The following is a 23,775-nucleotide window of genomic DNA, read 5'->3' on the forward strand; positions in this document are numbered from 1 at the left end:
TTATGACAGAGGAAGCTACACGATACTCAGACGCTGATTTAGCAGAGTTCAAGGAGATTATTTTAAACAAAATAGAGAAAGCACAAGCTGATTTAGATTTGATTAAAAGTGCGTATATGAATGATTTGAATAACGGAACCGATGACACATCGCCTACGTTCAAAGCTTTCGAAGAAGGTAGTGAAACCATGTCTAAAGAAGCGAATTCGCAATTGGCTATTCGTCAAGAAAAATTTATACGTGATTTGAAAAATGCCTTATTCCGTGTGGAAAACAAAACCTACGGAATTTGTAAAGTAACAGGTAAGTTAATTAGCAAAGAAAGATTAAAAATTGTTCCTCATGCTACAATGAGTATCGAGGCTAAGAACTTGCAACGATAATAATTGAATTTTAAACCTTAAAATTCCAAATTCCAAGCCTAATAAATTATTGGAATTTGGAATTTATATTTTACAAATTACCTATTTTTACGCACTTAAAAATTTTATAATGTCACTACTTAAAGCGTATCTACTCATCTTCTTAGTTTTAATGGTCGATCAAGTATCTAAAATTTACATCAAAACTAATTTTATTTTAGGAGAAGAAGTCGAGGTATTCCGTTGGTTCAAAATATTATTTGTTGAAAATGAAGGAATGGCCTGGGGCACACGCATCCCAGGAGAATATGGAAAGTTATTTTTGACTGTGTTTAGAATTTTTGCCGTAGGCGGTATTGGGTATTGGCTTTGGGATTCTGTTGAACGTAAACACAGCTCTAACTACCTTATCGTAGCTATTGCCTTAATTTTTGCAGGAGCTTTTGGCAATATTATCGATTCTGTTTTTTACGGTGTATTGTTTGACGAAAGTCATTCCCAACTTGCTACTCTTTTTACAGATGAACCCTATGGAACGCTTTTTCACGGCAAAGTAGTCGATATGTTTTACTTCCCGTTTTGGCAAGGTTTTTTACCTGACTGGCTACCTATTTGGGGCGGAAGAGAATTTACCTTCTTCAATGCCATTTTTAATATTGCTGATGTAGCCATATCAACAGGTGTTGGGATTTTAATCGTTTTTAATAAAAAAGCATTTCACAACAGCCATTAAAATAAAATCATATTACATCAAAAAGACCAATTCAGTATTTAGAATTGGTCTTTTTTTTATTTGTTTTGTCCTGGCGCATACTGTTTAGCGCTTGTCCCTCCATATATTTTTTTGGCTTGACCAGGCGGAAGTTGTGTCTTAGTACTCGTTCGGGTACTTATGCTGCAACTGGAAATCAAAAAGACGGAAAGCGTTGCAAACAAGATAAACCTAACGGAATTATTAATAAAGGTTTTCATAGATTGGGGTTTTATTATTTGGAAGTGAAGATACAAAATCATAATGGGAAAGAATAAATTTTTATCGGTGTCACACAATAATCAAGCGCGACATCGGTTTCAAAAACATCACTAATTACTTCTTCACTTTCAAAGAATGACAAACCTATTTTGATTGTACCTGCTTGACACTCTGCTAAAAATTTATCATAGAACCCTTTTCCATATCCCACCCGATGACCTTTTGCATCAAAAGCTAACAATGGAACAAAAACCACTTCAATCTTTGAAGAAGGCACCTCAATTCCCTCTACAGGCTCAGGAATATTATATTCATTTTTTTTGATTTTAGTATTGTCTGTCAATAAAAAATGAATCATTTTTCGGTTCTCAAAGTCGGTTTTTGAAACCACAATTTCTTTATCTTTTCCTGATAAAAGATGCAATATTAGTTCCGTATCTACTTCTTGCTGTTCTTCAATGGGAAGAAAAACATGAAAATAGGTCTTTTCCCAAATAGGTAGCTTGAGTAAAGCATTGGCAATAGCCAAACTTTTTTCTTCGATTTCAGCGGCATTCAGCTTTTGCCTTAACGCTTTATATTGGGCACGTAAAGTTTTTTTATTTGGACTCATTATATAAACTTTTGGAAATGTGATATACAGCATCCCCTTGATAAACTATAGGCGAATGATTGGCATTAATGACATACCCATCATTAGGTGCCTTGACTTTTCGTTCAAATTTACCAAATGGATCAGTAATGGTTGCCAAAACTTCCCCTTTGCGAACAAATTGTCCAATCTTATTATGATCATGAAACATTCCAGAACATTTAGCTCGCAACCAAATGGAAGAATTGATATAAATACTTTCGGTTTCTTTAAAATGCACACTGTGTTTGGGATCGAGCATCCCTAAAAAAGACAACAATCGCTTTACTCCCTCAATCCCTGATTGAGCCACATCATCGTTAATATCCAAGGATTTGCCTCCTTCAAAAAGCAACATTTTGACATTGAGTTTTTGACTCGAATTGCGAAACGAGCCTGCAATATTTTTGGAGAACAAAGTAAAAGGCGCATTGAAAATAGAAGCCATTTCTTTGAGTTGTTCGTTTCCTGGTATCAATCGTATTTGAGGAGCATTAAAACGACTGGCTCCACCAGCATGAAAATCTACTGCATAATCGACATGTGGCATGATTTCAGTCAAAATATGATACGCAAATCTACTAGCGAGAGAGCCTTTTTTTCGTCCTGGAAATACCCGATTTAAGTCTCGTCCATCAGGAAACTGCCGGGACATATTAATATACCCAAACATGTTAATAATAGGAATACAAATAATAGTACCTCTTTTAGGTTTATTTATTTTTTGAGTAATAATTTGGCGTACAATTTCGATACCATTGATTTCGTCACCATGAATTCCTGCTGAAAAAAGTACCGTAGGACCATCAAATTTAGAACGTTGTATAATCACAGGAATTTTTAGCTTGGCAGCATTATGCATTTTAGCAATTTCCATATCAATGGTCTTGCTCTCTCCCGGTAATACAGTCTCTCCTAAAATTGTTAACGGTTTATTGCTTTTCATATTTTAAATAAAGTCTAAAAGTAGAAATTATTATTTGAAATTCGTAATTTTGAATACGTCGTTCGTTTCAAAGAATATTTATTGTTTTTTCAAAAAAACATCACTAACAAAACTAACGCCATTTACCTATTGCCTTATTGGGCGAGTTTAACTTTTAAATAGTTCAAACTTCCAAAAAATGTTGAATACCCTTGTATTGGGATTTTTTCCTGATGCAGCACTCAAATGAAAAAATCATTTGATGAAAAAATAAAAGAATGCAAACACCTAGTCTCGACCTACAAATTCTCACGTTACCTGATGCACCGGGTGTATACCAATACTACGACAAAGACGGTAAAATTTTATATGTAGGCAAAGCCAAAAACTTAAAAAAAAGAGTCTCTTCCTATTTCAATAAAATTCACGACAGTGCCAAAACCAATGTATTAGTCAAGAAAATTGTCACCATCAAACACATTGTGGTTCCTACTGAAACTGATGCGTTGCTGCTCGAAAACAATTTAATCAAAACCTTGCAACCAAGGTACAACATCAACCTCAAAGATGACAAAAGTTATCCTTGGATTTGTATAAAAAAAGAACCTTTTCCCAGGATTTTTGCCACTAGAAGAATGATTAAAGATGGTTCAGAATATTTTGGTCCCTATACAAATTTCAAGACGGTACATACCATGTTGGAACTCATTAAAGAACTGTATCCGTTACGAACCTGTAATTATGATTTGAGTAAATCAAACATCGAGTCGGGTAAGTTCAAAGTATGTCTTGAATACCATATTGGGAATTGTAAAGGCCCTTGTGAGGGCTATGAATCCCTTGAAAATTACCAAAAACAAGTGGATGCCATTCGGGATATTTTAAAAGGAAATTTCAAAAGCAGTTTGAAAGATTTCAAAAAACACATGATGGATTTGGCTCAAAAAATGCAATTTGAAGAGGCTCAAAAAATCAAAGAAAAAATTGAGGTTTTAGAGAATTATCAATCGCGTTCTACAATTGTGAATCCTAAAATCACGAACATCGATGTGTTTTCTATTATTTCTGATGAAGGGGCGGCTTATGTCAACTTTTTACAAATTTCGCATGGTGCTATCATTCGCTCTCATACCATGGAAATCAAGAAAAAACTAGATGAAACAGACGAGGAATTATTAGAATTAGCCATTGTCGAACTTAGAGAACGTTTCAAATTGCTTTCAAAAGAAGTAATTGTTCCCTTTGATATTGATTTAGGGGATGCCATCAAAGTGACCGTGCCTCAACTAGGCGATAAGAAACAAATTTTGGATTTGTCTATTCGAAACGCTAAGTTTTATAGAATCGAACAAATGAAACAATTGCAAATTATTGACCCTGACCGTCACACTAATAGGATCATGGCGCAAATGAAAAAAGATCTGCGACTACCTGTAGAACCTCGTCATATTGAATGCTTTGACAACTCCAACATTCAGGGGACCAATCCTGTTTCGGCTTGCGTGGTTTTTAAGGATGGAAAACCTAGTAAAAAAGATTACCGCCATTTCAATATCAAAACCGTTGAAGGCCCTGATGATTTTGCTTCTATGGAGGAAGTAGTGTATCGTCGCTACAAACGGTTATTAGAGGAAAACCAACCTTTACCCAACTTAATTATTATTGATGGGGGAAAAGGACAATTGTCATCGGCATTAAAAAGCTTAGATGCATTGGAATTACGAGGAAAAATCACTATCATAGGGATTGCCAAAAGACTAGAAGAGTTATTTTACCCTGGCGATTCAGTGCCTTTGTATCTGGACAAAAAATCTGAAACCCTTAAGGTCATTCAACAATTGCGAAATGAAGCCCACCGTTTTGGGATTACGCATCATAGAGACCGGCGCAGTAAAGAAGCACTCAACTCTTCAATTGAGTCCATTCCTGGAATTGGCGAAAAAACGATGCTTACCCTAATAAAACACTTTAAAAGTGTTAAAAGATTACAATTAGCAAGCGAAAAAGAAATTTCGGACGTTATTGGTATATCGAAAGCCAAAAAAATTGTCGAATTTTACAAAACCAGAACCGAACAAAAACCGAGCTAACGATTAATAAATTGAGTTTTATGCACACGCAACTAGTCTTTATTAAAAAATGTCTTAACCTAATGTTGGTATTACTGGTAGGTTTTCAAATGCTAGCACAAGACCAAACAAAACCCAAGATTGGACTGGTTTTAAGCGGGGGCGGCGCTAAAGGTTTTGCTCATATTGGAGTTTTAAAAGTCCTTGAAGAAGCTGGCGTAAAAATAGATTATATTGGCGGTACTAGTATGGGCGCCATTGTAGGTGGTCTCTACGCAACAGGATATAATGCCAAACAATTGGATTCCATTTTTAGAGCTACTAATTTTGACGAATTATTAAGTGATTATATTCCTAGAGCTTCAAAAAATTTCTATGAAAAACGAAATGACGAACTCTACGCCTTAGTGCTCCCTTTTGATAAATTTAGAATTGGGATTCCGGATGCACTTTCCAAAGGGCTTTATAATTTTAATTTACTCAGTAAGTTGACACGAAATGTGAGACACATTACTGATTTTAATCAACTCCCTACTCCCTTCTTGTGTATTGGTTCTAATATTGAAACAGGAAAACAAGTTATATTGAACAAAGGCAATCTAGCCCAAGCCATGATTATTAGTGCTGCCTTTCCTTCATTATTTTCTCCCAATGAATTAAACGACGAACTTTTAATCGATGGTGGGGTTACTAACAATTATCCGATTGACGAAATCAAAGCATTGGGAGCCGATATTATCATTGGTGTTGACGTACAAAATGACTTATTGGATAAGAAATCATTAAACGATGCCACCCGTATTTTGGTTCAAATAACCAACTTACATTCTATCGAAAAGATGAAGAGAAACGTTCTCAAAACCGACATTTACATCAAACCCGATATAAAAGATTATGGTGTAATTTCATTTGACTTAGGAGATGAAATCGTTAAAAAAGGAGAAGAAGCGGCTTTTTCAGTATATGAAAAAATAAAAGCCCTAGTGGACGAAAATAACAAATACAAAAAACCACCCTTACATTTAAGTACTGAAAAACTAAAAATTCAAGAAATTAATTGTAACGAACTAAAAAATTATACCAAAGAATACATCACAGGAAAATTGCGATTTAAAGCAGGTACCGAAATAACATACAAACAGCTAGAAAAAGGCATCAATAATATCGACGCCACCCATAACTTTAGTAGTATTGATTATTATTTAACACCAAATGTTACTGGAGGAGACAATTTAAACTTGGTTTTAAAAGAAGAACCAATCAAATCATTTTTAAAATTTGGACTGCATTATGATGAATTATTCAAGAGTGCGGTTCTGGTAAACGTAACCCAAAAAAAACGATTTTTTAAGAACGATATCGCCTCATTAGATATTGTATTGGGAGATAATATTCGGTATAATTTTGATTATTATGTAGAAAACGGATATAACTTCAGTGTTGGATTCAAATCGCAGTTCAATCAGTTCAACCGCAACGTAAATAATTCACAAGGCAATTTAGATTTTGCTTATTTAGGACCAAATACGGTAAACGTTGACTTTTCAGACATTACCAACCAAGTGTATTTTCAATCCTTATTTCTTCAACGATTTTTGTTAGGAGGCGGATTCGAGCTAAAGTATTTGAAAATTAAATCAGAAACAATTGCAAATGTAGATCCCGTTATTGATAACAGCAATTATTTCAGTGCTTTTGGGTATCTTAAATACGACACCTTCGACGACAAACACTTTCCCACCAAAGGATGGTACTTTTCAGGAGACTTACACACCTATTTATTTTCCTCAGATTACACCGAAGCGTTTAATCCTTACACGATTATGAAAGGAGATTTTGGTGGTGCCGTAACCCTTTGGAATAATTTCACTGTCACCATTAAAAATGAAGCAGGATTTGCTGTAGGAGATAAAAGTGTGCCTTTTTTAAACTTTGCTTTAGGAGGATACGGATTTAATCCTATTAATAATTTCAGACCCTTTAATGGATATGATTTTTTAAGCTTAGGAGGGAATAGCTACATCAAAGCAACTGCCAATTTGGATTATGAATTTTACAAAAACAACCACGTTAACTTTTCGGCTAATTATGCCAATATTGGTGACAAAATTTTTAAAAGTGTGGACGATTGGGTAACCATTCCTAAATATTCGGGTTACGCATTAGGTTATGGTCTAGAAACCATCATTGGCCCAATCGAAATCAAACATTCATGGTCACCAGACCATACCAAAGGATACACATGGATAAGTATTGGTTTTTTATTCTAATCTAATTCGTTTCCAAAATACCTACTGAAACTAATTTCGTTACACATTAGTACGTACACAACCTAAACGACATTAAAAAGGACTTTTTTCTGTTTTTAAAAAATCAGGAAAACATTCTTTTTTCAACTATTCTTATGGTTTTAAACCAAAACCCCTAAAAAAGCCATTTTTTAAAACGCAAAGCAACCACCAGATAATTATAAGGATAATATAAAAAAACGACTTTTTTTTTATTATGTAAAAAAATAACCGTTTTTATGAGCGAACTTCATAAATCGTTCCAAAAATATATGTTTTGATGCAAATAATTCAATGTTCTTAGCTAACTTTGTAATCACAAAACGGAAGGGGTGGTTTCCTTCCTATTTGATATAAATTTCATAATTTATAGTTTTTTGGTTAGTTAATAGTATAAAAACTCAGTCATTAATTTGACTGAGTTTTTATGTTTTAATATATTTGGAACAAATTTTGCACTTCTAAATCCATAAAATAGAAAAAATAAGTTATGAAAGGAGTATAAACCCATTGAAACACTACTCGCAATGGTTTATACGAATGGCATATGACTGATAAACAGCAACAAATATCTACATATGAAAAAATTAGTGCTCTTCTTGATAATAATAATCAGTTTTAGTTTTGACTCTCGTAACGATGATGCTTATGGCGTAGGTGAATGGTTTAAATTCCGAATCCATTACGGCATTGTAAATGCTGGCTACGCTACCCTGGAAGTAAAAGACGGTGTCGTTGACAATAAAAAAGTATTTCATGTAATAGGAAAAGGATACACTACGGGAATGTCTCGTTTCTTTTTTAAGGTTGATGATTTATACGAAAGTTATATTGACAAAGAAACTGGAGTTCCTTACCGATTTGTTAGAAAAATAGATGAAGGAGGGTATACTAAAAATCAAGAAGGTTTTTTTAATCAACACGCTAATAAAATTTTAGTGAAAGATTATAAAAACAAAAATGAAAAAACATTTGTTGTACCTGACAATACTCAGGACATCCTATCTTCTTTTTATTATTTACGAAATCACCCTAGTATTGATAAACTAAAAATTGGGGAATCCATCGTTATCGACATGTTTTTTGATGACGAAACCACAAAATTTAAGTTAAAGTATATAGGTCGTGAAGATATTACCACTAAATTTGGGGTCGTTCCCTCCATGATATTCAGACCACTTGTTCAATCAGGTCGTGTTTTCAAGGAACAAGAAAGTTTAACCGTTTGGATATCAGACGATGACAATAGATTGCCTGTTCGAATAAAAGCTAGCTTAGCAGTAGGTTCCATAAAAGCAGATTTGGATTCCTTTAAAGGGTTGAGCAATCCATTTAAAATAAAAATGTAATGAACGTTAATGAAAGTACGGGCGCTATTTTAAAAGACATAGAATTAAAATATGAAGCTATAGACCAAAAAACAGATACTCAACTCGAAGGTTTACTTTGGTCAAAACCTATTACTTACTGGGATTATATGCATACCGATGCATTATTGAATCTTCAAATTCAAAGAACAACCTTGCCTGACGAAATGGTTTTTATTCTTTACCATCAAGTAAATGAGTTGACTTTTAAAATGATTCTTTGGGAAATAGAACAAATCGCAAATACCTCAGCCATACAAGCCGCTTTTTTCACAGAAAGATTAACCCGAATCAGTCGTTATTTTGACATGCTTACCACTTCGTTCAGCATAATGGAAAACGGTATGGACGTGACTCAATACATGAAGTTTAGAAACACCTTAACTCCTGCAAGCGGATTTCAAAGTGCACAATACCGATTGATTGAATTTGCTTCAACTGATTTGATTAACCTTGTAGATCACCGTTTCCGAAATACCATCACAGCAGAAACAACTGTGGAAACAATTTTTGAAAAACTTTATTGGCAAGCTGCTGGCAAAGATCATCAAACAGGAAAAAAATCATACACCTTGGCTTCATTTGAGGAAAAATACAAAGCTTCCTTTTTGACCTTTATGGAAAATCATAAAAGTTGTAATATCTGGCAAAAATTTAAACAACTGTCCATTGACGACCAAAAAAATCCAGCACTTATCGAAGCCATGAGACATTTGGATTATACGATAAACATTACTTGGGTAATGCAACATTTACAAGTAGCCATCAAATATATCGACCAAAGCGGACAAGGTGATGGCGAGGCAACTGGTGGCAGTGACTGGAGAAAATACATGCATCCTAAATACCAAAAAAGAATATTTTTCCCAGAATTATGGTCTGATGAAGAATTAAAAACTTGGGGAGAAGAAAAATAAATTGTAGAAATACCAAAAAAAGAAATTAGAGTTTGAAGTACTTAGCAGCCATTTTAATCGTATTAACCACGCTATTCTCATGCGATAAAAAATCAGAACAAACGCCCGTCGTAAAAAAAATAGTAAAACCCAAAGCGGATAATTCCGATTTCGGATTTAACTATGCTGATTTTAATGTCGTTCAAGATACCGTAAAAAAAGGAGATACTTTTGGCACTATCATACAAAAACAAAATATTGGCGATAGAAAGGTTCACGAAATTGTACAAAGTGTAAAAGACACCTTTGATGTAAGAGTCATCAGACCCAATAAAGCCTACACCATGCTTAGGTCTAAAAATAAGACGAACAAACTAGAAGTTTTTATTTACCAACCGGATGCGCTTAACTATTATATTTTTGACTTTAGAGATTCCGCAATTGTAGCCTACAAAAAAACACGTCCTATCACTATCAGAAAAAAAACTATTGGCGGCGTTCTCAAAGGCTCTTTGTCTGAAACCCTTGATAAATCAGGAGTTGATGCTGGACTAGCGAGTCAGATTACCAAAATATATTCTTGGACCATTGACTTTTTTAAATTAAAAAAAGGCGACCGTTTTGGAATTCTTTTCACAGAACGTTACATTAACGACTCTATTTACAATGGTGTTCACGAACTTCAAGGAATGTTTTTTGAGTACAAAGGCAAGATTAATTACGCCTTTCCCTTTGTCAAGGAAGGTTCTTCAGGGAAAATTGAATTTTATGATGAAGATGGAAAAACACTGAAAAATTTCTTCTTAAAAACCCCTATCAAGTTCAGCCGCATCTCTTCGCGTTTTTCTGCTAACCGATTTCATCCCGTACAAAAAAGGTGGAAAGCACACAAAGGAACCGATTACGCTGCGCCAACCGGAACACCTATTACAACAACTGCTTCAGGAGTTGTAGAACAAACTGGCTATACGGCAGGAAATGGAAATTATGTCAAAGTAAAACACAACAGCACCTACTCTACTCAATACTTACACATGTCAAAAATCTTGGTTCGTCGCGGACAAAGAGTTACTCAAGGACAAGTGATAGGAAAAGTAGGCAGTACCGGATTGGCCACAGGACCTCATGTGTGCTATCGTTTTTGGAAAAATGGTGTTCAGGTCGATGCTTTAAAACTAAATTTACCCACAGGCGAACCCATGACTGGCAATAACAAAACGAAATACTTACAAAACATAGAACCTCTCAAACGCGCACTCGATAGCATAGGGAATTTATAAAAATAGTACAACCTACCTTTCTTACTAAAATCTATCTTTTTAATGTAAAATGGGAACTGAATTTTTTTAACTGCTTATCTACCTCATAATCAACCACAAACCAATAGTCACTAGCTGGCATAGGTATCCCCATATAGTTACCATTCCAACCATTATTTTTAGGTGAAATTTCCGCTAATAATTTGCCTAACCTATCATAAATTCGAATTTTGGCAGATGAATTATCTTTAAGAGATTCTATATTCCAAGTATCATTATAGCCATCTCCATTGGGAGTAAAAACCGTAGGATAATCCAGAACTAAAATATTTGATTTAGTTACAGATTGACTGCACCCAAGCGGATCCTTCACTGTTACTGTATGGAATCCATAAGAAACATTTTCAAATATTGGGCTTTTTTGAAAATCCCCAAAATCTAATTGATATAAATAATCTCCTTTACTATTCGTATGTATAGTAAGACTATTTTTTTCTGCTAACCCTCCAGAAACTTTCCATTGAAAATCATTCAACACATTTAAAGGATTTATTGTCACATTTAAAGTTTGTTTAGGTGCACAAGGATGCATAACAGCATCTGGGGTGAATTCATAAACAAATGTCCCAGCGAGAGCTGTATCAATTACCGAAGGAAACCACGTCCCTGAAATTCCATTTTTTGAAGTCGTTTGTAAATTTGGTGGAATTGTACCTTGGCAAATCGGCCGTATCGGATCAAAATCAGGATAATCTGTTTTACAAGGTATTTTACAAATGGATGTAAGCGTGGGAGTAAGGACACAAGAGGGAACATCGACTGCAGTTAAAGTCAAAGCCACTGTTTGTCCTTCTTGTAACCCTTGAATGGTAAGACTTAAAGGAGATACTTGTGACCCTACAATAGGACTTCCTCCATCAATGGTATAACTATAGTCAAATCTTTTTTGGCCAACATAACTAAAAAAAAAGTAAGCATCATTATTGGGTCTTACAGTGTTGGACAAGTAAAACGGCACTTCTACATAAACACTAATAATCATTGGAGAACTTGTATGACCATTTATAGTTTGAGTAACAAAATAATTCGTAATCCCAGCCGTTGCAGTAGAAGGTGTAGGCGCTATAGGTGAATAATTTCCCGTTATTCCATCTGTCCATAATAAATTGGAGCCTTGAGCAATAAGCTGAAAAGCAGGGTCACCCTTACAATAAAAATAATGTGTTTGTCCTGTAGGTGGATTTAATTGACTATATCCTTTACAACAAAATAGTAAAAAAAATACTATGCATATATTTTTCATGATAATATAACGTTACAAAAAAGCAGATTTATTGACACCTTTTTTAAAACAGGTTTAAAGGTATCACATAAAATTTACCTTACCAAAAATCAACCGACAACTATCTCAAAAACAAACCTGTATATGAAAAGACAAACAAAATCACAACTTGACTAAAACAACAAACGATTCTACTCTTTCTTATACTACCAAAGATTATTAAAGTAAATTAAAATGGTATTTAATACTAAAGGACAAAATTAGTTAAAAGGATTTTCAGTATTTTTACACCACTTAAAAAACTTGAACTAAAAAAAGATGGCTTTACAAACAATCAACCCAACCACAACTGCTGCTTGGAACAAACTACAAAAACATTTTGAAGCAATTCAAAATAGTAGCATGCAAGAAATGTTCAAAGAAGACCCTTCAAGAACAGAAAAATTCAACATTCAATGGAATGATTTTTTAATTGATTATTCTAAAAACAATATCAACCAAGAAACCATTGCTTTATTGATTGATTTGGCTAACGAAATGGGGTTACAAAACGCCATTGCTGACTATTTTGGTGGGGAAATCATCAATCAAACAGAAAAAAGAGCCGTTCTTCACACCGCTTTAAGAGCCAAAGAAACGGAAACAATCAACGTAAATGACAGCAATGTTATTCCTGAAGTTTATGACGTAAAAGGAAAAATTAAAGCTTTTACAAATGACATTGTCTCAGGAAATCGCAAAGGATATACAGGAAAAGCTTTTACCGATGTTGTAAACATTGGAATTGGAGGTTCTGACCTAGGCCCTGCTATGGTTGTCGAAGCATTACAATTTTATAAGAACGATTTGAATGTACATTTTGTTTCTAATGTTGATGGCGACCATGTTAACGAAATCATCAAAAAATTAAACCCTGAAACAACCCTTTTTGTCATTGTATCCAAAACCTTTACTACTCAAGAAACATTGACAAATTCTGAAACCATCCGCAAATGGTTTTTAGAAAGTGCAACACAAGAAGATGTTGCCAAACATTTTGTGGCTGTTTCTACCAATATGCAAAAGGTAACCGAGTTTGGAATCAATCCTGATAATGTGTTCCCAATGTGGGACTGGGTTGGAGGACGATTCTCATTGTGGAGTGCTGTAGGATTAACAATCAGCCTAGCGATAGGTTACGATAACTACGAACAATTACTACAAGGAGCTAACGAAATGGACACGCATTTTAAAGAAACTCCTTTTGAACACAATGCTCCAGTAATTCTAGCTTTATTAAGCATTTGGTACAACAATTTCTTTGGCGCCGAAAGTGAAGCTTTGATTCCTTATACTCAATATTTACAAAAACTAGCGCCTTATTTACAACAAGGCACAATGGAAAGCAACGGTAAAAGTGTTGGTCGTGATGGAAAACCTGTCAATTATCAAACAGGAACTATTATCTGGGGCGAACCAGGAACCAATTCACAACATGCTTTCTTTCAATTAATTCACCAAGGAACGAAATTGATACCTTCTGATTTTATCGGATTTATCAAACCATTATATGGCGACCAAGGGCATCACGACAAACTTATGTCTAATTTCTTTGCCCAAACTGAAGCCTTATTACATGGAAAAACAGCCTCTCAAGTACAAGCTGAATTTGACAAGCAAGGATTAGACGCCGCAACTGCAGCTTACTTATTGCCTTTTAAAGTGTTTACAGGAAACAAACCGACTAACACTATCTTAATCGAAAAACTATCGCCTAAAACCTTAGGTGCGTTAATTGCGATGTATGAGCATAAAATTTTCGTGCAAGGGATTATTTGGAATATTTTTAGTTTTGACCAATGGGGAGTTGAATTAGGAAAACAATTGGCCAATTCTATTCTTGACGAAATCAATACCCAAACGGTAAAAAACCACGATAGTTCTACTTCTTTTTTATTAAATCATTTTTTAAAAAATAAATAAAATTTACGTCACTCGTTAAAGTGGTGTTAAAACCCCAAAGCCTTACTGCTTCAATGATAGTAAGGCTTTTTTTTATGACTTTTTTGTTTATATTTGTTTAAAAAACACTAATTTATGTACGAAATCATTAAAGAGTTTCATTCTGGCTGGGCTTATTTAGCTCTTATTTTATTAATAGTAGCAGTAGCAAATGCAGCTACAGGTTTATTTTCTAAAAAAGAATTCACTCCTAAAGACCGAAAAATTGCATTATTTGCTTTAATAGGTACACACACACAGTTGTTAATTGGATTGATACTTTATTTTGTTTCTCCTCTTGGTTTCGCTTCTTTAGGTCAAATGGCCGATAAAATGTTACGATTGACTTCACTTGAACATCCATTAATTAATATTGCGGCCATTACTTTGATTACTATAGGCTGGTCTAAGCATAAAAAATTAATTACTAGCGAGTCTAAATTTAAAACATTTTCTATCTTTTATGGAGTAGGCTTGTTGCTCATTTTGAGTAGAATACCATGGAATTTATGGTTATAAGTTAATCAAAAAAACCTACTTTTTTCTTAGCATTTAGCAATAGGTATGGTTTTTGCAAAATAGATGACAATCAAAAAAATCAAAATGAGAAAATCGATAACACTATTTTTTTTAATAGCTATTATTGGACTAGCCACCAGTCAAAGTTCCATTGTTGAGAAATTAAAATCTTCTTTGCAAAAACCAACCGTTTCTAAAGACAGCATCAAATCATCCAAAGACACCATTAGGCAAGAACCAAAACTCAAACTTAAGTTCTATAAAAAAGATGCCAACGCATCTTATTATCACGATAAATTTAATGGTAAACGTACAGCCAGTGGTGTAAAATTCGACAATAACGCTTATACTGCGGCACATCGAAAATTCCCTTTTGGAACCAAATTAAAAGTGACCAATCAAGCCAGTGGCAAATCCATCATAGTAGAGATCACAGACAGAGGCCCTTTCTCTAGAGGTCGAGAAATCGACTTGTCTAAAAGAGCTTTTATGGAAATTGCAAAAAATAAAGGAATAGGCGTCATGATTGTCACCATCGAAGAGGTTATCGACTAGTTTTTTTCCCAAGTTACATAAGGATGTTTACTCAAGTAAGCATTGTAATATTTAGAATTACCCGTCACTTCCTCACCTAACCATGAAGGCTTTTGTATGGTTTCAGACTCACATAAAAGTTCTAATTCTGCCATAACCAAACCTTGATTGCGTCCATAAAACTCATCAATTTCATACACTTGCCCTAGGTATTTCACCTCATATCGTGTTTTATCTATCACACCATCTTCACACAGCAACAATAGTTCTTCTGCTTCGGCTACTGGAATTTCTTTCTCCCATTCGTACCTAGACATCCCTGAAGCGCTGGTAACACCTTTGATAGTTAAAAATCCGCGATCCCCTTTGATTCGAACCCTAACTGTTCTTTCGGGTACAGCACTCAAATACCCCTGTTTAATTCGGTTATGAGAAAATGCAACCTCTTTATAGGCATTTGAAGTAACTAAAAACTTGCGTTCAATTTCAATCATAATTCATTTTATTTTTTGGAGCTAATACCCGCTGTATGCTATAGCTCTCTCTGATTTCTAGCAGCAAGAACGGAGTCAAACTGCGTTCAAAATTAGATTATTTTATTGACAATACGACCACTCAATCAAAATCCTAACTAAATTTGTCTCATGACCGAACCACTCTCATACAGAAAGATTATTCACATTGATATGGATGCTTTTTTTGCATCTGTAGAGCAATTGGACAATCCTGAACTAAGAGGAAAACCCATTGCGGTAGGAGGAGCCGAAAACAGAGGGGTGGTTGCGGCTGCTAGTTACGAAGCTCGAAAATTTGGTGTTCGTTCAGCCATAAGTGGTGCATTGGCCAAAAAAAATTGTCCTGACCTTCTTTTTGTCCCACCTCGTTTTGAACGTTACAAAGAAATTTCCAAAAAGATTCATGCTATTTTTAGAGACTATACTGATTTAATCGAACCACTTTCGCTAGACGAAGCGTATTTGGATGTTACCCAAAACAAAAAAGGCAATCCCAGTGCTAGTTTATTAGCAGAAGAAATCCGTAACCGAATATTCGCCGAAACAGGATTAACGGCTTCAGCAGGAATTTCCATCAATAAATTTGTGGCCAAAATTGCCAGTGATTACAACAAACCAAACGGTCAAAAAACGGTAAAACCTGAAGAAGTCGAAACGTTTTTAGAACAATTACCTATTAGAAAATTTTATGGTGTCGGCAAAGTCACTACCGAAAAAATGTACCAACTGGGCATCTTTACTGGAACCGATTTAAAATCAAAATCAATAGAATTTCTGGAGAAACATTTTGGAAAATCAGGCGTCTTCTATTATCATGTGGTACGGGGAATTCACAACAGCCCCGTAAAATCCAATCGCATCTCAAAATCTGTTGCTGCTGAACATACGTTTGAAACCAATCTTTCCTCGGAAGTATTCATGCTAGAACAATTACAAGGAATAGCAGCCACACTAGAACGCCGATTAAAGAAAAATAATGTCTCAGGCAAAACCGTAACACTCAAAATAAAATACAGCGATTTTAGTCAACAAACACGCTCGAAAACCTTACCTTATTTCATTGCGGACAAAGGTCTTATTATGGAAACTGTTCAGGAACTACTATACCAAGAACGCATGAAGGATTCTGTGCGCTTATTGGGCATTTCAATGAGCAACCTCAACACCGAATCCACTGAGAAAAAAAAGATGATTGCGGTCCAATTAAAATTCGAATTTTAACTTAACCAACACTTCTATTCCTTATGCCTGCTTAGCTATCGTAACACGATGTGGATATGGAATTTCGATTCCAGCCTTATCTAATGCTATTTTGCAATTCTCCAAAGTAGTAAAATACACATCCCAGTAATTTTCAGGTGCTGTGTAGGGTCTAACAGCAAAATTAATTGAACTGTCCGCTAACTCTGACACACTCACTGAAGGTGCAGGATCCTCTAACACCTTAGGATTAGATACTAATACTTCAAGTAACACCGCTTTGGTTTTCTTGATATCTTCACCATAGCCTACACCAATGGTCAAATCGACACGCATTTTTCCTTCGGCAGTATAATTGATGATATTACCATTGGCCATAGCCCCGTTAGGCACAATAGCCAATTTGCTTTCGGGCGTAATAATTTTGGTGGTAAATATTTCAATTTGTTTTACTACTCCTAGCACACCTTGAGCTTCAATTAAATCTCCAATTTTATAAGGTTTAAACATAATAATCAATACGCCTCCTGCAAAATTTGACAAAGATCCTTGCAACGCCAAACCTACAGCTAATCCCGCAGCAGCAATCACTGCTGCTAAACTTGTCGTTTCTACACCCAGTGTAGAAATTACCATAATAATCAAAAATATTTTAAGCGCCCATGTTAACAAATTAAACAAAAACACTTGTAAAGATTCGTCATAATTATGCTGGGTCATCACGGTTTTAAACATGCGCGTAATTCTCTTTATCACCCAAGAACCCACCAAATAAATTAGCAGGGCATACAACACGGGCAAACCGTATTTTTCAATATACCCTATTGCACTTTCAATTGAAATATAATCCAAAAAACTATTCGTTTGATAGGTTGCTTTAGTAATTGTTTCTTCCATAGTATTGTATTAAAATTTAACTTAAAGGGCTAGTCCAACCCCATTTTATACCTTTTAAAACTATTAACCACTTCTATTCCAAAAGAAAGCAAAGCGCCATAAGTAATTCACAAAAAAGGACTCATACAATATATAAATTTATGTGTTAAAAAACAACTCTTCCCTATTCCCAGCCCAAACAAAAGAGCCACTCTCAAAAATGAAAATGGCTCTTGAACGTTATACTTGCGTTATACTTAATCTAACTTATCCGTTAACTCTTTAAAAATCTTTTTGGCATTTTTATTCTCATACAAAATAGCATGCACCGCATCAATAATTGGCGTTTTCGCACCGTAACCTTGATTGAGTTTATAAGCACTTTTGGTTGCATAATAGCCTTCGGCTACCATACTCATTTCCATCATAGCACTTTTTACCGTGTAGCCTTTGCCAATCATATTTCCAAACATACGGTTTCTTGAAAAAACCGAATAACCGGTAACTAACAAATCTCCTAAATAAGCCGAATCGTTAATATTACGTTTCATTTTATGCACTTTTCGAATGAATTTTTTCATTTCGCGTATTGCATTACTCATAATAACCGATTGAAAGTTATCCCCATAACCCAAACCATGAGCAATACCTGCCGCAATAGCATAAATGTTTTTCAACATTGCAGCATATTCTGTCCCGATAATATCATCTGTTATTTTGGTTTTGATATAATTACCCGAAAGGTTTTTGGCGATAAATTTAGCTTTATTTTCATCACCACAAGCAATAGTCAAATAAGACAATCGCTCTAAAGCTACCTCTTCTGCATGGCAAGGACCTGTAATAACCCCTATATTATAATATGGAATGTCATAGGCATGATGAAAATGTTCACCCACAATCAAACTCGTTTCAGGAACAATCCCCTTGATGGCCGAAAAAATAATTTTATCGGTAAGAGAAACGGTTAATTTTTGTAATTCTGTTTCCAAAAAAGCTGAGGGAATCGCAAATATGAGATAATCCGCTTGTGCAACGGCTTCATTGATATCATTGGTAAGAACGAGTTTAGTAACATCAAATTCAACTGAACTCAAATAATTAGGATTGTGCTTGTACGCTTTTAAATGTTCAATAGCTCCTTCATTGCGCATGTACCATATTACCTCAGTCACATTATTGCAAAGCATTTTAGTAATGGCAGTAGCCCAACTCCCTCCTCCAATTACTCCAATTTTTTTTATTTCGCTCATTTTAGAATAAAAATTTGGTCAAAAGTACTTAAAAATGGGCGAATCCTATAATAAATGATGTGTTAGAATGTCCTTTTTTATGAATATAGAACTCGCAAAAAACCACTTTTTTTTAATCACAGTACAATATAAGGTTTTATATAACGTTCTAACTCACTAATAGACAACTATTTTACATTCTCATCCTAAAATAGTAGTGTTTATATTAGTTTAATTATGTTTTTGGTGTTATGAAAAGGCGTTTTAGAAATTCTAAAACGCCTTTTTGTTTTTTACATAACGAAAAGTGGGAATTGACTTTTATTTAATCGAAAATGCAAATGATGTTTGGCTTTGGTACTTTTCGCCAGGTTTCAAAACGGTAGTTGGAAAATCCTTTTGATTTGGTGAATCTGGATAGTGTTGGGTCTCTAAGCAAAAACCGGTACGTTGCGCATAAGTATTGCCATTTCGCGTAGGTAAAGTTCCATCGAGAAAATTTCCTGTATAAAGTTGAATTCCAGGTTCCGTAGTTCTTACTTCCATCAAGCGTCCACTGATAGGTTCATAAGCTGATGCTGCAAATCGGAATCCTTTTTCTTGATGATTTAAAACCCAACAATGGTCATAACCCAAGCCTCGTTTTAATTGTTCATTAGCCTCATTAATTTCTTTACCGATGGCTTTGGATTTCCTAAAATCAAACGGGGTATTGGCAACTGACTCAAATTTACCCGTTGGGATAAGAGTATCATCAACAGGCACTATTTGATCGGCATCTATAACTATTTCATGGTCTAAAACAGTTTTAGAAAAATCACCCGACAAATTAAAATAAGTATGTTGTGTGAGGTTTACAATTGTTTTTTGATCCGTTGTCGCTTCATATAAAACATCCAAAGTATTTTCCTGAGTCAATGAATAGGTAACATACACTGTTAGATTTCCAGGAAACCCCTCCTCACCGTCTTTACTTAGGTATTTTAATTTTAATGAAGCCGCTTCTCCTTCCTTAACCTCTTCTACTGCCCAAATTACTCTATGAAAACCTTCGGGACCACCATGCAAGCTGTTATTCCCATTATTAGCTGCTAATGTATAGGTTTTGCCATCTAAGGAAAATTTAGCATTGGCAATCCGATTGCCATACCTCCCAATAAGAGCTCCAAAATAAGGATGGGGCTCCATATATTGTTCTAAAGTTGAAAAACCAAGTACCACTTCTTCACTTATACCCTTTTTATTAGGCACTTTTAATGAGGTGATGATGCCACCATATGTAATAATGGATACTTCCATTCCTTTTTGGTTTTTAAGTAGGTAACTTTCAACCTTTTCCCCCTTGGCTGTGGTGCCGTAAATTGATTTTTCGATGGTCACAATATTGTTTTTTGAAATTTTGGTATCCTTTAAGTCCTTTTGATTGCCTTTGCATGAAACACTAAGACTAATCAAAGAGAGAAAATTCAAAACCAAAAAATTATTAGATAATTCCTTTGGTTTGCATTTCGATTATCACATCAGATGGATTTTTGAAAGTAGGTGCCTGCTCAATAATGCTCCCTACACGTTTTTTGTTCAACTTGAAACTAACATCATTAGTTGTTGTAAATAACAATGCGGTCAAAAACGGATTGTTCATATAAGGCGCCAAAACACTAAAAATGTTTTCTAATGAATGAAAACTCTCTATTTCTTCTGTTTTATAGCGAGCAATTAATGACATTTTAAAAGTGGTGTCACCATCCAAGACAGGTCTTACATAAATGTTTTTCAGCTCTGTATCACCAATGGTTTTGGCTAATGTAAGTTTTGCAAAAGTGCCATTATGAATACTTTCGACCACTTTTTCCCAAAAAGTGACAAATACGGGATGGAAGGACATAAATTGGTTATTTTATAATTAAATTATTCTCCTATAAATTGTGCTTTTCTTTTTTCTAAAAAAGCTGTTGTTCCTTCTTTAAAATCTTTGGTTCCAAAAGATTGCCCAAAATACTTAATTTCGGTATCAAATCCGTTTTCTCCATCTCTAAAGTTAGCGTTGATGGCATGAATAGCTTTGCTAATGGCCAAAGGAGCATTTTTAACGATTTTCAAGGCTATGCTTTCGCAAAAATCAAGCAACTCTGATTGTGGAACAACATGATTGACTAAACCTATCTGAAGTGCTTCCTCGGCAGGAATCATACCCGCAGTCAAAATCATTTCCATGGCACGGCCTTTGCCTATCAATTGGGGCAAACGCTGTGTTCCTCCATACCCTGGAATTAATCCTAATGTTACTTCAGGCAAACCCATTTTAGCATTTTCTGAGGCAATTCGGAAATGACACGCCATGGCCAATTCTAATCCACCTCCTAAAGCAAAACCATTAATAGCTGCAATCACTGGCGTTTTTAAATTTTCGACATAATTGAACAATGTTTCCTGACCAAAAGCCGCTAACTGAATTCCTTCTTCAACTGAAAAATCAGCAAATTCAGCAATATCAGCTCCTGCTACAAACGCTTTTTCGCCACTACCCGTTAAAACAATCACACGCACCACAGGGTTTTGATCCAAACTTTCAAAAGCTTGATGCAACTCGGCAATGGTTTCTTTATTTAAGGCATTGAGTTTTGCAGGGCGATTGATGGTAAGGGTTGCAATATTTTCTTTTATACTAATTAAAATCGTATTGTAGTCCATGATGCTAATTTATTAAGAATTAATAATAGGAAGTGTAACGGTAAAACGAGTTCCTTGACCAAAGGTTGACTCAAAGGTAATTGTTCCTTTGTAATTTTCAATGATGTTTTTGATAATACTCAGTCCTAATCCCATTCCACTACTTTTAGTGGTGAATTTTGGTTCAAATACACGGGCACTATCTTCTGGGCGAATTCCAATACCATTATCTTCCACCGTTATCATCACCTGATTGTTTTCGCTTTTGATACCTACAATTACCGTTTTTTCTAATTGATTATCGGGAATAGACTGAATGGCATTTTTAACCAAATTGGTAATAATTCGAATCAATTGTGTTCGGTCAATTTTAGAAATAATTTCAGGTGATTCCGCCTTAAATAAAATGTGATCTTCATTAAAAATATCCAAGGTCAATTCGACTACTTCGACCACATTCAAGGTTTCATTTTGTTGCGCTGGCATCGAAGCAAAATTTGAAAAAGCCGAAGCAACGGCACTCATCGTGTCAATTTGTTGAATCAAGGTGTCTGAGTAATCCTTCATTTTTTGTTGAATATTGGGGTCGTTAGGGTCAAATTTTCGTTGAAAACTTTGCACAGTCAATCGCATGGGTGTCAACGGATTTTTTATTTCATGCGCCACTTGCTTAGCCATTTCTCGCCACGCTTCTTCTCTTTCGCTTTGCGCTAATTTTACGGCACTTATCTCGAGTTCGTCCACCATTCGGTTATAGGCAGCAATCAAGGAATTGATTTCTTTACTGCTGGCTTCGAGAACAATTTTTTTATTTTTTTGACTCAATGTAGTTTCGTATAATTTATCCGAAATCGTTTTGAGCGACTTGGTAATGTATGCCGACAAAAAGTAAGCTAATGCAAAAGCTACAATCAACATGAAAGAATATACCTGCCCCAATCGAATCAAGAAATTATGCAGTTCCTTATCATAAAACCCATCATCTTCCAGATAGGGAAGATTTAAGATACCCAAAGGTTTAAATTTATCATCTTTGATTTGGGTGTAGGAAGACCTGTTTTTGACGCCATTAATGGTTTTGATATCCACATATCTTTTTTCGATTGAGGAACGAACCAATTTCAAAATGTATTTTGGGATAGGTAATGCTGTTTTATCCACAGAAAAAGTTTCTTTGGATGATTTTAGCAAAAAACCATCTAGGCTGTAAATGTTAATTTCAATATTATGAATATGAGCCAATTCGTGGATTTTGTCCTTAAAAATTAAATCCAAATTATCTGTAGTAAGCGGATAAGTCGTAGTAGAAAGCACATAATTAATATGCTCTCTCACAGCATTTTCTTTACGTTCTAATCGTTCTTGATGGTATTCTTTGGCTTCGTTTTTAAACTGAATAATCGAAATAGAGGCTAATAAAATCGATGCTACAATAATAACTACTATCATCGAAAGGAAGATTCGAATGCGTAGTGATAGCATTGCTATTTTAAAGTTTTTCAGCATATTCTTTTTAGTATTCAGTGTTCAGATTTTGAGTTTTCAGACAGTTTTGCTGTTTAGTATTCAGTGTTCTCATTATTTCTGAATACTAAAAACTGATTACTGACCACTGTTCTTTTCTCTAATTTTTTTATAAAATTTGAATCCTAACATAATCAAAACTGAAAAAAGTACAATCCCGATTACACCATAAATCCAATTTACGGCATTTTTTAATACCACCAGAAAAACGACAGCAAAAAGTATAATAGTAGCGCCTTCATTCCACAAGCGCATAAAATTAGTGGTGTATTTCACCTCGTCCTGTTGTAATTGTTTGAATATTTGATGGCATTTTAAATGATACAAATACAACACAAAAACAAAGCCAAGTTTGACATGCATCCAAGGCATTTGTAACCAAACATTGCCTATAGGGGTAAAAAATAACATCCAAAAAGCAAAAATACTCGCTAATACCGCCGATGGCCACGTGATGATATACCACAGGCGATACGACATGATTTTGAATTGTTTCTGTAAAATCTCCTTTTCGGGAGAAGGCTTATCTGCGGCTTCAATTTGGTACACAAACAATCGTACTATGTAGAATAACCCCGCAAACCAAGTAATGACAAAGATGAGGTGTAAGGATTTAAGGTAGTTGTAGAGTTCCATTGTTTTTTTAGTTTAAAGTTTAAAATTGTTTAAAGTT

23 protein-coding genes are annotated in these 23,775 nt (G+C 34.8%); 11 read left to right on the plus strand and 12 right to left on the minus strand.

Features of this window, described 5'->3' with window-relative positions; all coding sequences use genetic code 11:
• Positions 1-2 precede the first annotated feature (2 nt).
• Both K5R64_RS02900 and K5R64_RS02905 read left to right on the plus strand, forming a co-directional pair.
• The gene (locus K5R64_RS02900) at positions 3-383 is read left to right on the plus strand and encodes a TraR/DksA C4-type zinc finger protein (RefSeq protein ID WP_220760697.1); all 381 of its coding nucleotides are present in this window, start codon (positions 3-5) and stop codon (positions 381-383) included.
• 109 nt (positions 384-492) lie between these two features.
• Complete coding sequence (locus tag K5R64_RS02905) at positions 493-1,095, plus strand: lipoprotein signal peptidase (protein ID WP_220760699.1); 603 nt, start codon at positions 493-495, stop codon at positions 1,093-1,095.
• Positions 1,096-1,151: 56 nt separating this feature from the next.
• Here the strand turns inward: K5R64_RS02905 and K5R64_RS17125 are convergent, their stop codons facing one another.
• The 3 genes from K5R64_RS17125 to K5R64_RS02920 are packed head-to-tail and all read right to left on the minus strand — an operon-like array spanning position 1,152 to position 2,912.
• Positions 1,152-1,334, minus strand: a complete 183-nt coding sequence (locus K5R64_RS17125; protein WP_255580279.1) for a hypothetical protein — start codon at positions 1,332-1,334, stop codon at positions 1,152-1,154.
• Between the two features lie 38 nt (positions 1,335-1,372).
• Positions 1,373-1,948, minus strand: a complete 576-nt coding sequence (locus K5R64_RS02915) for a 5-formyltetrahydrofolate cyclo-ligase (protein ID WP_220760701.1) — start codon at positions 1,946-1,948, stop codon at positions 1,373-1,375.
• Positions 1,935-2,912 carry a succinylglutamate desuccinylase/aspartoacylase family protein gene (locus tag K5R64_RS02920; protein WP_220760703.1) on the minus strand — a complete coding sequence of 326 codons (978 nt, stop codon included), beginning with the start codon at positions 2,910-2,912 and terminating at the stop codon, positions 1,935-1,937. The genes K5R64_RS02915 and K5R64_RS02920 overlap by 14 nt, the downstream gene beginning before the upstream one ends.
• Before the next feature lie 257 nt (positions 2,913-3,169).
• Here K5R64_RS02920 and uvrC point away from each other — a divergent pair, with 257 nt between their 5' ends.
• The 5 genes from uvrC (at position 3,170) to K5R64_RS02945 (ending at position 10,791) form a co-directional block, all read left to right on the plus strand.
• Positions 3,170-4,981, plus strand: a complete 1,812-nt coding sequence (gene uvrC / locus K5R64_RS02925; RefSeq protein WP_220760705.1) for an excinuclease ABC subunit UvrC — start codon at positions 3,170-3,172, stop codon at positions 4,979-4,981.
• 62 nt (positions 4,982-5,043) lie between these two features.
• The gene (locus tag K5R64_RS02930; protein ID WP_255580280.1) at positions 5,044-7,230 is read left to right on the plus strand and encodes a patatin-like phospholipase family protein; all 2,187 of its coding nucleotides are present in this window, start codon (positions 5,044-5,046) and stop codon (positions 7,228-7,230) included.
• 596 nt (positions 7,231-7,826) lie between these two features.
• Entirely contained in the window at positions 7,827-8,597 is a 771-nt protein-coding gene (locus K5R64_RS02935; protein ID WP_220760707.1) for a DUF3108 domain-containing protein, read from the plus strand.
• Complete coding sequence (locus tag K5R64_RS02940; RefSeq protein ID WP_220760709.1) at positions 8,597-9,532, plus strand: tryptophan 2,3-dioxygenase family protein; 936 nt, start codon at positions 8,597-8,599, stop codon at positions 9,530-9,532. The genes K5R64_RS02935 and K5R64_RS02940 overlap by 1 nt, the downstream gene beginning before the upstream one ends.
• A gap of 32 nt (positions 9,533-9,564) precedes the next feature.
• Positions 9,565-10,791: a peptidoglycan DD-metalloendopeptidase family protein gene (locus tag K5R64_RS02945; protein ID WP_220760711.1), complete on the plus strand. Its 1,227-nt coding sequence runs from the start codon at positions 9,565-9,567 to the stop codon at positions 10,789-10,791.
• Positions 10,792-10,822: 31 nt separating this feature from the next.
• Here the strand turns inward: K5R64_RS02945 and K5R64_RS02950 are convergent, their stop codons facing one another.
• Positions 10,823-12,073, minus strand: coding sequence for a T9SS type B sorting domain-containing protein (locus tag K5R64_RS02950; RefSeq protein ID WP_220760713.1), 1,251 nt, complete (start codon positions 12,071-12,073; stop codon positions 10,823-10,825).
• Positions 12,074-12,370: 297 nt separating this feature from the next.
• Between K5R64_RS02950 and pgi the strand changes: the two genes are divergently transcribed.
• The 3 genes from pgi (at position 12,371) to K5R64_RS02965 (ending at position 15,106) form a co-directional block, all read left to right on the plus strand.
• Entirely contained in the window at positions 12,371-14,014 is a 1,644-nt protein-coding gene (gene pgi / locus K5R64_RS02955) for a glucose-6-phosphate isomerase (protein WP_220760715.1), read from the plus strand.
• A gap of 114 nt (positions 14,015-14,128) precedes the next feature.
• Positions 14,129-14,551: a hypothetical protein gene (locus K5R64_RS02960; protein WP_220760717.1), complete on the plus strand. Its 423-nt coding sequence runs from the start codon at positions 14,129-14,131 to the stop codon at positions 14,549-14,551.
• Positions 14,552-14,635: 84 nt separating this feature from the next.
• Positions 14,636-15,106: a septal ring lytic transglycosylase RlpA family protein gene (locus K5R64_RS02965; protein WP_220760719.1), complete on the plus strand. Its 471-nt coding sequence runs from the start codon at positions 14,636-14,638 to the stop codon at positions 15,104-15,106.
• Here the strand turns inward: K5R64_RS02965 and K5R64_RS02970 are convergent.
• Entirely contained in the window at positions 15,103-15,579 is a 477-nt protein-coding gene (locus tag K5R64_RS02970; RefSeq protein WP_220760721.1) for a CYTH domain-containing protein, read from the minus strand. The genes K5R64_RS02965 and K5R64_RS02970 overlap by 4 nt on opposite strands.
• Positions 15,580-15,729: 150 nt before the next feature.
• Between K5R64_RS02970 and dinB the strand changes: the two genes are divergently transcribed.
• Complete coding sequence (dinB, locus tag K5R64_RS02975; RefSeq protein WP_220760723.1) at positions 15,730-16,821, plus strand: DNA polymerase IV; 1,092 nt, start codon at positions 15,730-15,732, stop codon at positions 16,819-16,821.
• A gap of 21 nt (positions 16,822-16,842) precedes the next feature.
• Here dinB and K5R64_RS02980 read toward each other — a convergent pair whose 3' ends face one another.
• From K5R64_RS02980 to K5R64_RS03010, 7 genes are all read right to left on the minus strand, one after another.
• The gene (locus K5R64_RS02980) at positions 16,843-17,697 is read right to left on the minus strand and encodes a mechanosensitive ion channel family protein (RefSeq protein WP_220760725.1); all 855 of its coding nucleotides are present in this window, start codon (positions 17,695-17,697) and stop codon (positions 16,843-16,845) included.
• A 236-nt stretch (positions 17,698-17,933) separates the two neighbouring features.
• Complete coding sequence (locus tag K5R64_RS02985) at positions 17,934-18,929, minus strand: NAD(P)H-dependent glycerol-3-phosphate dehydrogenase (RefSeq protein WP_220760727.1); 996 nt, start codon at positions 18,927-18,929, stop codon at positions 17,934-17,936.
• A gap of 300 nt (positions 18,930-19,229) precedes the next feature.
• Entirely contained in the window at positions 19,230-20,378 is a 1,149-nt protein-coding gene (locus tag K5R64_RS02990; protein WP_255580281.1) for an aldose epimerase family protein, read from the minus strand.
• 13 nt (positions 20,379-20,391) lie between these two features.
• Positions 20,392-20,793: a hypothetical protein gene (locus tag K5R64_RS02995; protein WP_220760731.1), complete on the minus strand. Its 402-nt coding sequence runs from the start codon at positions 20,791-20,793 to the stop codon at positions 20,392-20,394.
• 23 nt (positions 20,794-20,816) lie between these two features.
• Entirely contained in the window at positions 20,817-21,599 is a 783-nt protein-coding gene (locus K5R64_RS03000) for an enoyl-CoA hydratase/isomerase family protein (RefSeq protein WP_220760733.1), read from the minus strand.
• Positions 21,600-21,611: 12 nt separating this feature from the next.
• Positions 21,612-23,027 carry an ATP-binding protein gene (locus K5R64_RS03005; RefSeq protein WP_220760849.1) on the minus strand — a complete coding sequence of 472 codons (1,416 nt, stop codon included), beginning with the start codon at positions 23,025-23,027 and terminating at the stop codon, positions 21,612-21,614.
• A 153-nt stretch (positions 23,028-23,180) separates the two neighbouring features.
• Entirely contained in the window at positions 23,181-23,738 is a 558-nt protein-coding gene (locus K5R64_RS03010; protein WP_220760735.1) for a CopD family protein, read from the minus strand.
• Positions 23,739-23,775 lie beyond the last annotated feature (37 nt).

The organism is Flavobacterium sp. UMI-01, assembly GCF_019656315.1.
Lineage (GTDB): Bacteria > Bacteroidota > Bacteroidia > Flavobacteriales > Flavobacteriaceae > Flavobacterium.

Bases quoted from the DNA above. Each gene is read 5' to 3' on its own strand.
- uvrC (WP_220760705.1), top strand. From the start codon at position 3,170: ATGCAAACACCTAGTCTCGACCTACAAATTCTCACGTTACCTGATGCA.
- pgi (WP_220760715.1), top strand. From the start codon at position 12,371: ATGGCTTTACAAACAATCAACCCAACCACAACTGCTGCTTGGAACAAA.
- K5R64_RS03000 (WP_220760733.1), bottom strand. From the start codon at position 21,599: ATGGACTACAATACGATTTTAATTAGTATAAAAGAAAATATTGCAACC.
- K5R64_RS02930 (WP_255580280.1), top strand. From the start codon at position 5,044: ATGTTGGTATTACTGGTAGGTTTTCAAATGCTAGCACAAGACCAAACA.
- K5R64_RS02985 (WP_220760727.1), bottom strand. From the start codon at position 18,929: ATGAGCGAAATAAAAAAAATTGGAGTAATTGGAGGAGGGAGTTGGGCT.
- K5R64_RS03005 (WP_220760849.1), bottom strand. From the start codon at position 23,027: ATGATAGTAGTTATTATTGTAGCATCGATTTTATTAGCCTCTATTTCG.
- K5R64_RS02905 (WP_220760699.1), top strand. From the start codon at position 493: ATGTCACTACTTAAAGCGTATCTACTCATCTTCTTAGTTTTAATGGTC.
- K5R64_RS02915 (WP_220760701.1), bottom strand. From the start codon at position 1,948: ATGAGTCCAAATAAAAAAACTTTACGTGCCCAATATAAAGCGTTAAGG.
- K5R64_RS02950 (WP_220760713.1), bottom strand. From the start codon at position 12,073: ATGAAAAATATATGCATAGTATTTTTTTTACTATTTTGTTGTAAAGGA.
- K5R64_RS02940 (WP_220760709.1), top strand. From the start codon at position 8,597: ATGAACGTTAATGAAAGTACGGGCGCTATTTTAAAAGACATAGAATTA.
- dinB (WP_220760723.1), top strand. From the start codon at position 15,730: ATGACCGAACCACTCTCATACAGAAAGATTATTCACATTGATATGGAT.
- K5R64_RS02935 (WP_220760707.1), top strand. From the start codon at position 7,827: ATGAAAAAATTAGTGCTCTTCTTGATAATAATAATCAGTTTTAGTTTT.
- K5R64_RS02970 (WP_220760721.1), bottom strand. From the start codon at position 15,579: ATGATTGAAATTGAACGCAAGTTTTTAGTTACTTCAAATGCCTATAAA.
- K5R64_RS02920 (WP_220760703.1), bottom strand. From the start codon at position 2,912: ATGAAAAGCAATAAACCGTTAACAATTTTAGGAGAGACTGTATTACCG.
- K5R64_RS02960 (WP_220760717.1), top strand. From the start codon at position 14,129: ATGTACGAAATCATTAAAGAGTTTCATTCTGGCTGGGCTTATTTAGCT.
- K5R64_RS02980 (WP_220760725.1), bottom strand. From the start codon at position 17,697: ATGGAAGAAACAATTACTAAAGCAACCTATCAAACGAATAGTTTTTTG.
- K5R64_RS02900 (WP_220760697.1), top strand. From the start codon at position 3: ATGACAGAGGAAGCTACACGATACTCAGACGCTGATTTAGCAGAGTTC.
- K5R64_RS03010 (WP_220760735.1), bottom strand. From the start codon at position 23,738: ATGGAACTCTACAACTACCTTAAATCCTTACACCTCATCTTTGTCATT.
- K5R64_RS02965 (WP_220760719.1), top strand. From the start codon at position 14,636: ATGAGAAAATCGATAACACTATTTTTTTTAATAGCTATTATTGGACTA.
- K5R64_RS17125 (WP_255580279.1), bottom strand. From the start codon at position 1,334: ATGAAAACCTTTATTAATAATTCCGTTAGGTTTATCTTGTTTGCAACG.
- K5R64_RS02995 (WP_220760731.1), bottom strand. From the start codon at position 20,793: ATGTCCTTCCATCCCGTATTTGTCACTTTTTGGGAAAAAGTGGTCGAA.